The 12,365-nt window shown below is 64.2% G+C and carries 13 protein-coding genes; 1 reads left to right on the top strand and 12 read right to left on the bottom strand.

Going from position 1 to position 12,365, the window contains the following annotated elements; genetic code table 11:
• Nucleotides 1-2 precede the first annotated feature (2 nt).
• From FZE95_RS16995 to FZE95_RS16940, 12 genes are all read right to left on the bottom strand, one after another.
• The gene (locus FZE95_RS16995; RefSeq protein WP_009876578.1) at nucleotides 3-215 is read right to left on the bottom strand and encodes a hypothetical protein; all 213 of its coding nucleotides are present in this window, start codon (nucleotides 213-215) and stop codon (nucleotides 3-5) included.
• 922 nt (nucleotides 216-1,137) lie between these two features.
• Nucleotides 1,138-3,159 carry a DNA topoisomerase III gene (locus FZE95_RS16990; RefSeq protein ID WP_009876577.1) on the bottom strand — a complete coding sequence of 674 codons (2,022 nt, stop codon included), beginning with the start codon at nucleotides 3,157-3,159 and terminating at the stop codon, nucleotides 1,138-1,140.
• A 279-nt stretch (nucleotides 3,160-3,438) separates the two neighbouring features.
• Nucleotides 3,439-3,879, bottom strand: a complete 441-nt coding sequence (locus FZE95_RS16985) for a single-stranded DNA-binding protein (protein ID WP_009876576.1) — start codon at nucleotides 3,877-3,879, stop codon at nucleotides 3,439-3,441.
• Nucleotides 3,880-3,952: 73 nt separating this feature from the next.
• Nucleotides 3,953-4,480 (bottom strand): DUF3158 family protein, encoded by a 528-nt coding sequence (locus FZE95_RS16980; RefSeq protein WP_011871437.1) that lies wholly within the window; start codon nucleotides 4,478-4,480, stop codon nucleotides 3,953-3,955.
• Nucleotides 4,477-5,256 carry a PFL_4669 family integrating conjugative element protein gene (locus FZE95_RS16975; protein WP_011871436.1) on the bottom strand — a complete coding sequence of 260 codons (780 nt, stop codon included), beginning with the start codon at nucleotides 5,254-5,256 and terminating at the stop codon, nucleotides 4,477-4,479. Before FZE95_RS16975 ends, FZE95_RS16980 begins: the two co-directional genes overlap by 4 nt.
• 331 nt (nucleotides 5,257-5,587) lie before the next feature.
• Complete coding sequence (locus tag FZE95_RS16970; protein ID WP_011871435.1) at nucleotides 5,588-6,838, bottom strand: STY4528 family pathogenicity island replication protein; 1,251 nt, start codon at nucleotides 6,836-6,838, stop codon at nucleotides 5,588-5,590.
• A 3-nt stretch (nucleotides 6,839-6,841) separates the two neighbouring features.
• Nucleotides 6,842-7,402, bottom strand: coding sequence for a DUF2857 domain-containing protein (locus FZE95_RS16965; RefSeq protein ID WP_009876573.1), 561 nt, complete (start codon nucleotides 7,400-7,402; stop codon nucleotides 6,842-6,844).
• A 15-nt stretch (nucleotides 7,403-7,417) separates the two neighbouring features.
• The gene (locus tag FZE95_RS16960) at nucleotides 7,418-9,082 is read right to left on the bottom strand and encodes a ParB family protein (RefSeq protein WP_009876572.1); all 1,665 of its coding nucleotides are present in this window, start codon (nucleotides 9,080-9,082) and stop codon (nucleotides 7,418-7,420) included.
• Nucleotides 9,075-9,335: a hypothetical protein gene (locus FZE95_RS16955; protein WP_009876571.1), complete on the bottom strand. Its 261-nt coding sequence runs from the start codon at nucleotides 9,333-9,335 to the stop codon at nucleotides 9,075-9,077. Before FZE95_RS16955 ends, FZE95_RS16960 begins: the two co-directional genes overlap by 8 nt.
• Nucleotides 9,319-10,194, bottom strand: a complete 876-nt coding sequence (locus FZE95_RS16950; RefSeq protein WP_011871433.1) for a ParA family protein — start codon at nucleotides 10,192-10,194, stop codon at nucleotides 9,319-9,321. Before FZE95_RS16950 ends, FZE95_RS16955 begins: the two co-directional genes overlap by 17 nt.
• Before the next feature lie 42 nt (nucleotides 10,195-10,236).
• Nucleotides 10,237-10,449, bottom strand: a complete 213-nt coding sequence (locus FZE95_RS16945; protein WP_009876569.1) for an AlpA family transcriptional regulator — start codon at nucleotides 10,447-10,449, stop codon at nucleotides 10,237-10,239.
• Nucleotides 10,450-10,567: 118 nt separating this feature from the next.
• On the bottom strand, nucleotides 10,568-11,314 hold the full coding sequence (locus tag FZE95_RS16940) for a hypothetical protein (RefSeq protein WP_011871432.1): 747 nt from the start codon (nucleotides 11,312-11,314) through the stop codon (nucleotides 10,568-10,570).
• 725 nt (nucleotides 11,315-12,039) lie between these two features.
• Between FZE95_RS16940 and FZE95_RS16935 the strand changes: the two genes are divergently transcribed.
• A complete protein-coding gene (locus tag FZE95_RS16935) occupies nucleotides 12,040-12,363 on the top strand; it encodes an ArsR/SmtB family transcription factor (RefSeq protein WP_009876567.1) in 324 nt (107 codons plus the stop codon).
• Nucleotides 12,364-12,365 lie beyond the last annotated feature (2 nt).

Raw genomic sequence — 12,365 nt, 5'->3', positions numbered from 1 at the left:
GATCAGGGCGTGGCGAGCTGGGACCAGCCGCCTCTTTCTAGGGCACGTTGAGCCGCGACATAGCTGCGGAAGTACTCGCTGGATTCCCGCGAAACGGGACCTTCGGTATCGCGCGTGCCGATGTAGTGGCCGGCGGCGCTATGCAGGACTTCGAGCGGCAGGAACTTGCCGCAATGGATCAAGGCCAACTGGCCGAAAGAGGCTTGCTGGGACATGGATGGGCTCCTTGGAGAAGCGAGGGCCTTGTCCCTCACGGGATGGCAGCTCCCGCATGCGGTTGAGAAAAAGCATCGGCGTCACGAGGACGCGCGTCCGCAGACTCGATGCGATGGCGGACTGGCGGGTGGCGCGGAGAGAATCCGCGGCAGCCTGGAAACCCTGGCTGCTGGCATGGTGCTGACGGATCAGCGACACATGCAGGCAGCTTCGTGCGCGAGTCGAGCCACGTCAGCCGGAAATCGGCACCTGCTACAGCCCCGATTGGCGAACGTGGAAAAAGAAAGCCCCGCAGCAAGTGCGGGGCTGTCAGGACGGGTAGGAGAAGCTGGATCGATGCCGCTGCACACACTGCCGTACAGCAGTTGCGCGCAATATTGAGGGTGCATGTCATCTCTCCTGTTCGTGTGGCCCAGGCCAATGGCCGGACCGGGACGTTGATGGGCAGGAAAAAGGCGCCGAAGGCCCTGCGGCCTTCGGCTCGGGAGGAAAGAGGAGCCACCCGTGGGCTGATTGGCAGGCCCGGTCGTCGCTAGAACCGTCTGCTCTCAGCAATCACACCCGGCCCATGTCGTGGCTGGGGCCGGCATCGTCTGGCGCACATCCGCGCACAAAGGGAGCCCGTTTTTGCACCGGCGGGCACCGGCACCGATTACCGCTGACCACGAAGGGTCTCCCGGTGGCTCGTGCACGCTGGCAAGCCACCGGGAGACCCTTCGCAGAGGGCGGAAGAAACGCAGATCAACAGAACGCGCGTGGTGCGGCTCGCAGAGAAGCTACCTTCAGGTCCCGCGGCCGGGGACGGCTGGGCGGGACGCGCACACAAATCAAGAAGGCGTTGCGCGCTGGGCGTCCCGCAGGGCATGCGGGACACGGGCCACGCCGCCGAAGGCGGGCACGGCTCACGGGGAACGGGATCGGTCAGGAGCCTTTGCGGCCGCTACGGCGCGGGCGCGAGGCGGCGCGCTTGGAGCTGCCGGATTCGACCGGCAGCGTGCCTTTGCAGTCCGGGTAGCGACTGCACGACCAAAACGGGCCGCTCTTGCTGCTGCGCTGGCGCGTGGGTGCGCCGCACTGCGGGCATGTCGGCCCTTGGGGAGCCTTGATAGACAGGGACGCGTTGCCGTACTGCGCGATCAACTGCGAAATCCATGCGGCCTGCTTGCCGATGAACACATCCAGCGTGAGCTGGCCGGCTTCGATCATGTCGAGCGCTTGTTCCCAGACGGCGGTGGTGCCGGGGTCGGCAATCGCCGCAGGCACGGCATCGATCAAGGTGAAAGCCGCATCCGAGGCGCGGATGGCGCGCCCTTTCTTTACGAGGTAGCCGCGGGCGATCAGGCCGCCGATGATGTTGGCCCGGGTCGCTTCGGTGCCGATGCCGACCGTATCCTTGAGCTTCTGCTTCAGGCGGGGATCGGACACCAGCTTGGCGACGCCTTTCATAGACTTGACCAACTCGCCTTGCGTGTACGGTTTGGGCGGCAGCGTCTTGAGTGCCTTCAGATCGATATCGGCCACCTGACATGCCAGACCTTCGTGCAGCGCCGGTAGCACCTGGGCGCGGGCCGCGGTGTCGCCGTCGCCATCGCCGTCCTCGGACTGCGGCTCGGCCAGCACCTGGCGCCAGCCCGGCGTGACAACCTGCTTGCCCGTGGCCGCAAGGTTCTGCCCACCGCACGAAAGCTTGGCCACAGTATGGTCGAACTCGTGGTGAGGGAGGAACTGCGCTAGGTAATGCGCCCGGATGAGCCTGTACACGGCCAGTTCCTTCTCGCTCATGGCGGAGAGGTTCGCCGGTTCGAGCGTCGGGATGATGCCGTGGTGGGCCGTGACCTTGCCATCGTTCCAGGCGCGCGAGCGCTGCAAACGGTCGAGCTGGCCTATGATCGAGCGCAGCGAGGGATCGGTCTTAAGCAGGCTGTCGAGAACGGTGGTCACTTCGGCAAACATGCTCTCGGGCAGGTAGCCGGAATCCGAGCGGGGGTATGTCGTGGCCTTGTGCGTCTCGTACAGGGCCTGGGCGATCTCCAAGGTTTCCTGCACGTCCAGCCCGAGCTGCTTTGAACACACCTCCTGCAAGGTGCCCAGGTCGAACGGCAGCGGCGGGCCTTCGCGCACGCGCTCGGTCTCAACCGACACTACGTGGGCGCTGCCCGCAGCGCGGATCTGCTGCATGGCCTGCTGTGCGACCGGCTGCTGCAGGCAGCGGCCTGCGTCGTCGGTGCAGGCATTGGGTGGAACCCAGTGCGCGGTGAAAGCCTGGACACCTGCGGACAGGGACACGACGATGGCCCAGTACGGCACGGACACGAAGGCTGCGATCTCGCGGTCGCGGTCCACGACGAGCTTGAGCGTCGGGGTCTGGACGCGGCCGACCGACAGCACGCCGTCGTAGCCGGCCTGCCGCCCCAGCACCGTGAACAACCTACTGAGGTTCATGCCCACCAGCCAATCCGCACGGGATCGCGCCAGCGCCGAGTGGTACATCGGCAGCGTCTCGGCTGAGGGCCGTAGCTTGCCGAGGGCGGCGCGGATGGACGCATCGTTGAGTGCCGACAACCACAGCCGCTCGATGGGGCCGCGGTAGCCGCACAGTTCGATGATCTCGCGGGCGATCAACTCGCCTTCGCGGTCGGCATCGGTGGCGATGACAAGCTGGGTCGCCTTCGCCAGAAGCGCCTTGACGACCTTGAATTGCGTGGCGGTCTTCGGTTTGACCTCGACCCGCCAATGCTGGGGAATGATGGGCAACTGCTCGATGGACCAGCGCTTCAACTGCTCGTCGTAGGCTTCGGGCGTAGCGGCTTCTACGAGATGGCCGATGCACCAGGTGACGGTGACGCCGGAACCGTTGAGACAGCCTTCACCGCGCTGTGTGGCGCCGAGAATCCGGCCAATGTCTTTGCCCTGGGAGGGCTTCTCGCACAAGAACAGCCGCATATCCGTTCATCCGATTCCCATGGTTCATGGAGTTGCTGGGATCGAGGATGCCGAGCACCACCGGGGGCAGCAGCAAACAAGCGGCACGCGGCGGCGACCGCTTTCACGGGATGGAAGGGCTTGTGCGGTAATGGCGAGTGGCCGGAGGTATGCGGTTCGGGAGCGGCGATTCGCGGGAACGCGTGGAAGTCGGTGGACGTTGATGGAGCTATCCCCTGGGGATAGCTCGCGGCGCATGGAGGGCGGCGAAGCGCTGCGGCAGCCGCCCTCCATGCCGGGTCACTTCCGGCGCTTCGTCTCTTTCGGCGCGGTCGATTCCTGGTCGGCCTGCGGCTTCGGTTCTGCCTCCTGTGGCTTCGGGCTGAGGACCACAGACTCGATGCGGTACGGCAAGATGCCTACGCTGCGCGCATTGACTTGCCAGGTCTCGCGTGGCTGATCTTCGTTGTCCGTCCAGGGCTCGCGCTCCATGCGGCCGATGACCAGCACCCGCATACCCTTCTGGTAGAGGCGCTGCCAGTGCTCGGCGTCGCGGTGCCAGATTTCCACCGGCGCCCAGAAGCCGCCACGGTCCTCAAAGGTGCCATCCTTCTTGGGAACGGGGTTGTCGAAATAGACGTTCAGGCGCAGCAGGCGGTTGGGCTCGTCGTTGCCATTGGGGAATTCGCGGTACTCCGGTGGCGAGCCGATATTGCCTTCGCCAGAAAAATGCGTGCTCATGATGTGATCTCCGTGGTGGTTGAAATACCCGTGCCTCATCGGCGCCGGGTGCGTGCTGGGATGTCTGGCGCAATCACCGATCGCGCATTGCGGTTGGGGTGGACTTGAGCCGGCGCAGGTATGCGTTGTCCGCTTCGGCCGCTTTGCTGGCGCATTCCTGCGCCTGCCTGCCCAAGGTGTGCAGCAGGCTGATCTGCATGTTCAACGTGATGCGCTGTAACTCGATCGCGTGCAGGTCGGCCAGCAGGTTGACCGGCGTGCTGGTGCTCGCCACCAGTTCCTGCCACAGCGCCACGCCCATGGCCGAGCGGTCGTGCTTGCGCCAGCGAAGGAACGTCGTTCCCGCGCCAGTTATCTGCTGGGCCAGCTCGACGGGAAGCAGGTGGAAGGGATGCCCGCACGCCTGTGGCAGCACCTGTCGCTGCGCCAGGGCAATCAACTCGTCGCGCATGGCGAAGCACTGGCTGGCCCAGGCCTCGAAGTCCCCTTTACCTTTAAAAGGCTTTAAAAGGCCTTTTAGAGAGGCCGCGTGTTCCAGCCGCATGAAGGCTGGCTGTTCCAGACCACGGAAGTAGCGAGGTTCGCGGTTCGGGTCGCTCATGCCTGTTCGTCCTCGCCGGTGCTGGCCTCGGCCGGATCGGCGGCAGTGCCTTCGTCGCTGGGAGGTGCGGCTGCGGCAGCGCTATCACTGCGCTGTTGCAGGCCGCGGCGCACGACGGGCGGCGCAAACTTCGAGCGGCGAGCGCCTTCGAGCACGTCCTGCGGCAAGTCGCCGAACTTCTCCAGCGCCGCCCGCGCTGCGGCGTTCTTGGCCGCGAAGTCGTCGCGGGTGCATCCCGAGTAGCGGTACTGCTGGGCCAGGCTGAACAGGCTGCGCAGCGTGTGAGCGCCTTCGTTGAGCCACCGCTCCAATGTCGAGCGATCGATCAGCGCGGTGTGATGGGCGAGGATCAGCTTGCGGGCGATGTCGTCATAGTCGGCCAGGAGATAGACCGCGGCAAAGCCGAGCTGCGCGTTCACGAACAAGGGGAGCTTCACCGGTTGCACGTTGAGGTTCTCGCCCAGGCTCAACGCCGCTGGCACGCCGGCCAATGCCTGGTCCACCTGCTCGCGCAGCGATTGCAACGTGGTCTTGGCCTGGTCGAGCTTTTCCTCGATGCGCAACATCCACCAGTCGCTGTACGGGTCATCCTGTTCCGAGCCGCGCTTCATCTTGTTCATCACGGCGATGTAGCCGTTCAGGCCGACGATGCCGGGTCGCCCCTCGGCGGCGGCGCGGCCATGCCAGATGCGCGATGCGTGGTGGGTGTGAAGCGTCAGCGACATCGCGCTGCGCAAAGAGCCGAGATTGAGTTGCAGAGGTTCGTTGGTTGCCATGGTGTCCGCTCGCTTGGGAAAAGGAGCGGTCAGGATCGGCATGCAGCGGAAGGCAGTCAGTCAACAAACCGAAATGAACTGGTCCCCGGTTGTCGTGGTGGTGGCGGCCCGCAATGCGAGCTATCCCCAGGGGATAGCTCCATCAAACGCCACAGAGCGCTGCTCGCGCAGATGGTGGGTGCGCTCAGGAACCGGACGCCACTGCAGCACCGTGGACAGAAGCACCCAGCCTGTGTCTTTCGGTGTTACGCCTTGCATCACATCTATCCCCAGGGGATAGCTCTACTGACGGCCACGGGCGTCTGCTTCACGCCCTTGTCGCTCGTCGCGCTCAGCTACTGCGCAGAAGGTCGCGCAGCCGGTCGATGTGCTGCCGGGCTACCTCGGGCGGAACTACATTGCGCGGTGGCTCAGGCGGTGCATCTCGTGCAGGGGCAGGTGGCGGTGCTGACCCAGCTTGCCTGGCCCATGCGTTGAACTCGCCACGGATGGCACGTTGGATGATGCCGAACAGGTAGCCTGCCGGGTTGCGGATGGTGCTGCCACGACAGCGATCCGCCCATTCGTCCAGCACGGCCTGGCGTAGCGGGGCATCGACCTGCTGCAATGCCACCATGGCGCCGGCCTGCTGTTCATCTTTCAAGCCGAGAAAGCGATCAGGCAGACGAACTCCCGGCATCGCGCGCGCCTGCCCACGCTCACGCGCGGTAGTACGTACTTCATTAATACGACTACTACGTACAGTACGGTCCTGTTTCGGATTCCGAAGAGCGCCGTCTGCTGCGTGTTTTGGCCCTGCTTCGGAATCCGAAGAGGGCCGATCAGAATTCCGAAGAAGGCTCGGCGCCCCTTCTTCGGAATCGTGAACCGTGTCCTCCTGTGGATAACTCTCCTGCGACCCAATGCCTTGGCTTGCGAGGCGTTCGGCAAGGACCTGCAGCCGCGAGGGCAGCATGCGGCCAGACAGCAGCGGGTCTTCGGCGATCTCATTGAGCGTGTGCAAGCCCACGACCTGAACGGCCCTGGCCGAATGGCCCAGGGCTTGGCTGACGAGCTGCAGGTAGTCCGGGTCGAGCTGCATCGCCTCGAACGGGGTCAGGGGCTCATCGTGCAGGACGTAGAGGTTGCCGAGGATGCGCCCGGTCTTGGGGTCGCGCCTGCGGCGCACGAGACTCAACCAGCGCGTCAGGCGCAACAGCGTCAGCGCCCGTGCCACGGTCTCGTGGGAGGCCTGTCCGGCGCAGGGCATTGACGCGAGCCACGGGCGAAGTTGCTCATACGTCGGAAACGCCGTGACGCCATCCTCGTTGAGCATCATCCGGAAGACTTGCCAGGCATTGCGTTCCAGCGGCGTCAGGCGTCGGTCGAGGAACAGCCGTCGCGGCACGCTCTCGTGCCGATTTCCACTGAACAGGAAACCGTCGCCGGTTGCAGACACAGGAGACGTCGCGGATGCGAAGGCGGGAGCCGGTGCTAGTGGGCGAGGTTTCGGTGCAAGGTCTTTCAGCGCGCTGTCGAACAGATCAGCGAGGGCGACCGGACCTTGGCGTGGTGCTCGTGGTGCAGCGTCGTCCACGGCCATGATTCAACCCAGTCCCTGATCGATCCAGTTCTTGATCGCAGCCCAGACCACCGACAGCGGCAGCTCCATGCCTTCGGCGAGGTCCATTGCCGCATCAAGAACCGAGGTCTCATCCTCCAGCTCGACGTTCCTGCTGCTGGTCACGACCTTCCAGCGCCGCCACAGCTCGGTGTCCTGCTCCTCGTCCAGAACCGGATGGCGCCCCTTGCGTTTGGGCAGGCCGAGAACTTCGCGCCGAAGTGCGACTTCCTGATGTGTCAGCCCGTAGAAGCGGCTCACCATTTCGGTACTGGCACCCAGGCGCAGCATGCGATCGACGGTGGCGATCTCCTTCTCCACGTCCTGCGCCTGTTTGAGCAATCGCCGGAGCACTTCCCGGTTCACCGAGACAGAGCACCAGGAGACGTTGGCATTGGCCAGCACGCTGATCAGCGCCGGATGCTTGAGCGCATCCAGCTCTTCCTCGCCGAACCCCATCGCCTTGCAGCGACGCAGTTGCCCGTTGCGTAGGTCGTAGAGTGCCTGCGCGATGACGGCCTGGTTGAGTGGGTTCGGTGCGGACATGCAGGCCTCCCTCGCTCAGATCCCAGAACCGACAGCGCCGGCTTCCAGATCCAGCAGGCGCCGGGCCAGCCGCAGCAGACGAAACAGCTTGACCAGCGCGGTGTCGCTCAATCGCCGGGCCCCGCCGTCACGACGTTGACCCTGGCCGTGCAACAGCGCTGGCAGGTCTGTGATGAGTTGCCCGCTGTCCAAGCCGACGCCGGCTGGCTGCTGACCGGCCAGGGAAACCAGTAGTGCGAGCACGGCGCGTGCGAGCGGCGACGAAGCCTGGGCTGGGGCACGACACGTGAACCCGATGCCATCAGAACGATCCTCGACACACGCGTCCAGGTCGGCCTCGCCCGCGATCTCGCGCGCGAACTGCGCGATGTGGATGCGCAGGCGGTCGGGTGTGTCGAGGCCAGGGTCGATATACCAGATGTCCGAGATGGGATAGAGGCCACCGGCCTGCACGGGAATCGACTGCAAGACGTTGGCCGAGAAGTCGGGCGGCAGCGCATCGCCCAACTGGTCGGCGACCATGCGCTGGATGGACTGGAGCCGCTCCGTCGTGGGTGCCGGAGAGATGATGTGCTCGTCAAGCAGACCGCCATTCGCTGCCGCAGGGCTGGCTGCGGATGCCTCGCTCGGGGCCCCATCGTCCCGGGGCCTTGTCGGCGCGTCGGCAGAGTGGCCCGCAGAAGGTGCAGTTGTAGTGGGGGGCGGTGCCGGTTCGATCGGCGGCCGTGCGATGGCCCCAGGCTCGGGCAATGCCGGCGGCGCCGATGGCGGGGTTGGGTCGCTGACCAGGGCGCGGTGGCGGCTCTCGGATTCGGTCAGGTCCAAGGCGAGCACGTCGTAGTCGATGCCCAGCAGCTCGGACATCTGACCGATCAACTCGTCCTGCACACGCGGCGGCGAGAACTCGTCGGGCTGGACATCAAATTGCGACAGCGCCTCCAGAAAGAAGCTGTCGAAGTCCAGCGGCAGGGAGCGGCCTTTGGCATAGTGCTCCCACGTGCGTTCGCTGGCTTTGCGCATGACCGACAGCCGCTCGACCTGGTGGCGGCCGAGGCCCCCGTATAGGACGGTCGGGATCGCGGGCAGCAGGTAGCGCACCGCGTCAGCCATGCGGCTGATGTGCGACTGCTGGACTGGGAAGCCGTCGGCGGCCAGGCGGCGGGCCAGCTCGGACTGGCTCAGGGTGGTGCCGCTTTCAGCCTCATAGAACTCGCGGGCTTTCTCGACGCCCAGGGCGCGCTCGATGAACGTGAGGCCGCCGCGTAGTTCGTTCTCGGCGAGGTGCCCGGTCAGGGCGACGATCTCTCCGCGCGCAGGCCACGGCCGGAACAGGCACGATATGCGGAAGAAGCGTTCGTCCTTGGTCTCCGCCCAGAGTTCACGCAGGATCGCCAGCCTGGTGTTGCCGCCGTTGCGGATGATGTAGTGCGCCTCGCCAGGACGGCGTGTGATCGCTGGCGCCGCGTCCAGGCCGCGCTCTCGGATGGAGGCCTTGATTTCATCGTAGGCCGAGTTGCGCTTTTTGCGGGGGTCGTGGTCGTAGGGCCGCAACTGGTCCAGCGTCACGACCATCGGCGTGTCGGCGATCGGGTCGCTCAAGGCCGTGGCCGATGGCCCACTGCGCTCGAACCCGGCGGCAAGCAGCTTGCCGGCCATGTCCTGGGAGGTCATCTCAGCCATGACCACATCCCTCGGCGTTGACGGCCCGGGCCATGCGGGCCTCGCGCTCGGCGCGGCGGATCTGTGCACGGGCGTTGAGATCCGCCCGGTAGTCGCTCGCTGTTGAGCTGGTGTAGATGGCGGCGCAGCCGGCCTTGGTGAACTTGAGGTGTCCGCCCCGTGTGCGCTTGACGTGCCAGCCTTCGCTCACCGCAAACTCAATCAGGGCGCGCAGCCGTTTGTGGCCGCGGGCCAGTTCATGTGCGTTCGCCATGTGACCTCCCGGTTTCAATGGAACGAGGAGGACGGCCGGACACGAGGGCAAATCTGTCTTGCCACTGTGGGAACAGTTCGCCGGCGAGCGCGCGCATGGTGTCGAGCGCGGCGGGCGCAACTCTGCCCGGCGGCTGGCGATGCTCGACGCGATGCACCGGCAGGCCGCGGGTTGCGGCGCGCGGATAGGCCTCGATGGCCGGCACGTCGGTGCCCAGCACGCATATGCCGGCATGGTCCTGGAACAGGTCGCGCAGCGCCTGCTGGATCATCCGTGCATTCGCGGACACGGGGTGGACGCGATTGATGAGCAGGTGCAGGGATGGCGGTTCGATGCCGAGGTGCCGGTATGGCGCGATGTCCTCCAGCAACTGCATGGTGCCGCGTCGCAGTTCGCGGGCAGCGAGAATTTCCGGGGTCACGGGCGACAGCGCCAGGTCAGAGGCGAGCACCGCCATCTCCAACAGCACCGAGCGTGCACCCTGGGTGTCGATCAGCACCAGGTCATAAAGCGGCGCCAGCGCCGGCAGCAGGTGCCGCAGTCTCAGGCGTCCGTCTGGCGCGTGCAGTAGCAACGTGTTCAGTTCACCCCGGTGATCGTTCGAGAGCACCAGGTCCAGGCCCGCGATGATGGTGCGGGACACCAACTGATCGAGGGCGCGTTCGTTGAACGCCAGCAACTCATAGATACCGCCGGCAGCGCGGTGTGCCAGCTCGTAATAGGACGACAAGGTCGGCTGCACGTCGAGATCGAGCAGCAGCACACGCAGCCCCGCGTCCGCGGCGAGGCCGCCGAGGTTGGCGGCCGTAGTCGTCTTGCCTACGCCGCCTTTCGTTGAAATTATGGATACGACCTGCATGGCGCTCTCCGTTTGGCGATGGGAAAATCGAGGGGGAGCGGGTCAGGTCCGGTTGTTGAGGCGTTCGGCGATCCACTGGTCGATCTCGACCGAATCCCAGCCCACGGCGCGCACGCCCAGGCGCAACGCCTGCGGAAACTGGCGCTTCTTCATCAGGTTGTAGATGTGGGCGCGTTTGAAGCCGGACTTCGCTTCAACTTCATCGAGCCGCAGGATGCGGCGCTCGTGCGGTGGCAGTACAGGTATTTGCGACATGGCGGTCACTCCTGAACGCTCAGTAGCGTTTGTTGGCGTGACCTCTATTCAATAGACATGGCTGCGGAAAAACATTGCAAATGCAATCTCCGCGACTGCACATACAAGATGGAAGAATTCACGCGGCTGCGCTACGGACATTCTTCCTGGCATTGGCGAACTTGCCGTTCAAGGTTCGCTCCGTGATGCCCATGGTGCCGCCATAGTGGGCGAGCAATGCGGTGACGATGGCCTCCTGCGTCTTGAAGCTGGAGTACGGCACGCCGGATGGGGATTGGCTCAGCATCAGCGTCAGCATGCCGCCGATGATGTTCAGGTATGTAGTTTCCGCCCGATCACTGATCACGCACTGCTTGGGAGCCAGCAGTACGGCGGACTGCTTTAGCAAGACTTCGTGTTGCTGTTGCAGTTCGCGCATCTCGCGTCGGCTATGGTCCAGCGCGGCCTGCAGAGCCAGCCGTTCCAGCAGGATTGCCTGTCCTGTCTCGATGGTGATGAAGGGATGCACCATGCGCTCGCCGCGACTGAACAGAAATCCCGGCCGATGCTCGGGATAGTGGGTGCGCATCCACCGCTTCAGATCGACATGGCGGACGGTCAGATCGAGTGAACTCACCAGATCTGGGTCATTAAGTGTGATCCCGTTCTTGCCGAAGGGTAGTTCGGCGTTGAGGATACCGTCGTAGATGCGTTCCGAGTACAGCCGACACTCGTTCCATCGCGGGCAGTCCAACATCTGCGGCAGACAACGCGGTGATGCGATCGATGCGACGATCACCGCTTCGTACCGCAACAACCCAGCCCACCGTATGGCAGCTTCGATGGGACGATAGAACACCTTTGATAGTGGTGGCTCCTTGTGCATGTTTTCGTCTCCTTTCGGAAGCGCTACATCACCGGCTCCTTCTTGCCCCACCAAGGGGCTGTTTTTTCGTTATGCCTGTGGCTGATGCCTGGGGCGATGCCCTGGAACATGGACGGAAGAGATCATGGCACCCGTCACAGGTGGTTCTCTCTTGCTCGATATGCAAGAATTGACCAGTTGCCGGTCCGTCGAGTAATAAGGAAGAAGCACGCTCGACAATTGCGCTCACGGTGCCAGCGTCATGGGGTGCGTCAAGCACATCAAGACCGATTCGATATGGTCTGATATCCCCACGGTTTCACAAGGCGCAGGGGATTGCATCCGCTGCTCCACGTCCAGAGGGACCTGGAGAAATCCGCGCATGTCATGCTTGTTTCGGCATCCTGATATATCGACATAGCATCTTGCGGCGAAGCATTTTGCTTGGTTCAATCCAACGCACTTTGCGTTCACGCGCCTGCGGTGTGGGCCAAACATGGTCACATCGCATCAGGATGCAGTGCAGTTCTATCGCCCGCTAGGCATCCTGCCTTCCCTTGAACTAGTCCGTGGTGCGAGAAGGCATCCGCCGCTCTTGATAGAAGCATCTTGCTGCCGCGATGACTTTGATGGGCGTGATGCGCGGAACATAGTCCAAGAACTCGACGGCGGTATGCCGCGAAGCCATGAATGACTTGCCCGCTGATTCTTATCCATTAATTCAATAATTGTTGTACTATCGAATCATGAACGAAGATCAAGCCGTTTCCGCCCTGAGCGCCTTGGCGCACACCCAGCGCCTGCGTGTGTTCCGCGCCCTGGTCGTCGCCGGCCCGGAAGGACTCACGCCCAGCGTGCTGGCCGACCAGCTCGACGTGGCCCGCAACACCTTGTCCTTCCATCTGAAGGAACTGGCCCACGCCGGCCTCGTCAGCATCGAGCAGCAAGGCCGCAACCTGATCTATCGCGCCGAATACGACCACATGAACGGCCTGATCGGCTACCTGACCGAGCATTGCTGCCAAGGCGGAGTGTGCGAGGTTTCCGAATCCACCCGCTGCGACTGCTGACG

The organism is Pseudomonas profundi, assembly GCF_008638305.1.
In the GTDB taxonomy this organism is placed as follows: domain Bacteria; phylum Pseudomonadota; class Gammaproteobacteria; order Pseudomonadales; family Pseudomonadaceae; genus Halopseudomonas; species Halopseudomonas profundi.
The sequence above is the reverse complement of the archived record's forward strand: the minus strand, read 5'-3'. Positions and strand labels throughout refer to the sequence as shown.

Coding starts and splice junctions, on each gene's coding strand:
- FZE95_RS16995 (WP_009876578.1), bottom strand. CDS start 215: ATGTCCCAGCAAGCCTCTTTCGGCCAGTTGGCCTTGATCCATTGCGGC.
- FZE95_RS16990 (WP_009876577.1), bottom strand. CDS start 3,159: ATGCGGCTGTTCTTGTGCGAGAAGCCCTCCCAGGGCAAAGACATTGGC.
- FZE95_RS16985 (WP_009876576.1), bottom strand. CDS start 3,879: ATGAGCACGCATTTTTCTGGCGAAGGCAATATCGGCTCGCCACCGGAG.
- FZE95_RS16980 (WP_011871437.1), bottom strand. CDS start 4,480: ATGAGCGACCCGAACCGCGAACCTCGCTACTTCCGTGGTCTGGAACAG.
- FZE95_RS16975 (WP_011871436.1), bottom strand. CDS start 5,256: ATGGCAACCAACGAACCTCTGCAACTCAATCTCGGCTCTTTGCGCAGC.
- FZE95_RS16970 (WP_011871435.1), bottom strand. CDS start 6,838: ATGGCCGTGGACGACGCTGCACCACGAGCACCACGCCAAGGTCCGGTC.
- FZE95_RS16965 (WP_009876573.1), bottom strand. CDS start 7,402: ATGTCCGCACCGAACCCACTCAACCAGGCCGTCATCGCGCAGGCACTC.
- FZE95_RS16960 (WP_009876572.1), bottom strand. CDS start 9,082: ATGGCTGAGATGACCTCCCAGGACATGGCCGGCAAGCTGCTTGCCGCC.
- FZE95_RS16955 (WP_009876571.1), bottom strand. CDS start 9,335: ATGGCGAACGCACATGAACTGGCCCGCGGCCACAAACGGCTGCGCGCC.
- FZE95_RS16950 (WP_011871433.1), bottom strand. CDS start 10,194: ATGCAGGTCGTATCCATAATTTCAACGAAAGGCGGCGTAGGCAAGACG.
- FZE95_RS16945 (WP_009876569.1), bottom strand. CDS start 10,449: ATGTCGCAAATACCTGTACTGCCACCGCACGAGCGCCGCATCCTGCGG.
- FZE95_RS16940 (WP_011871432.1), bottom strand. CDS start 11,314: ATGCACAAGGAGCCACCACTATCAAAGGTGTTCTATCGTCCCATCGAA.
- FZE95_RS16935 (WP_009876567.1), top strand. CDS start 12,040: ATGAACGAAGATCAAGCCGTTTCCGCCCTGAGCGCCTTGGCGCACACC.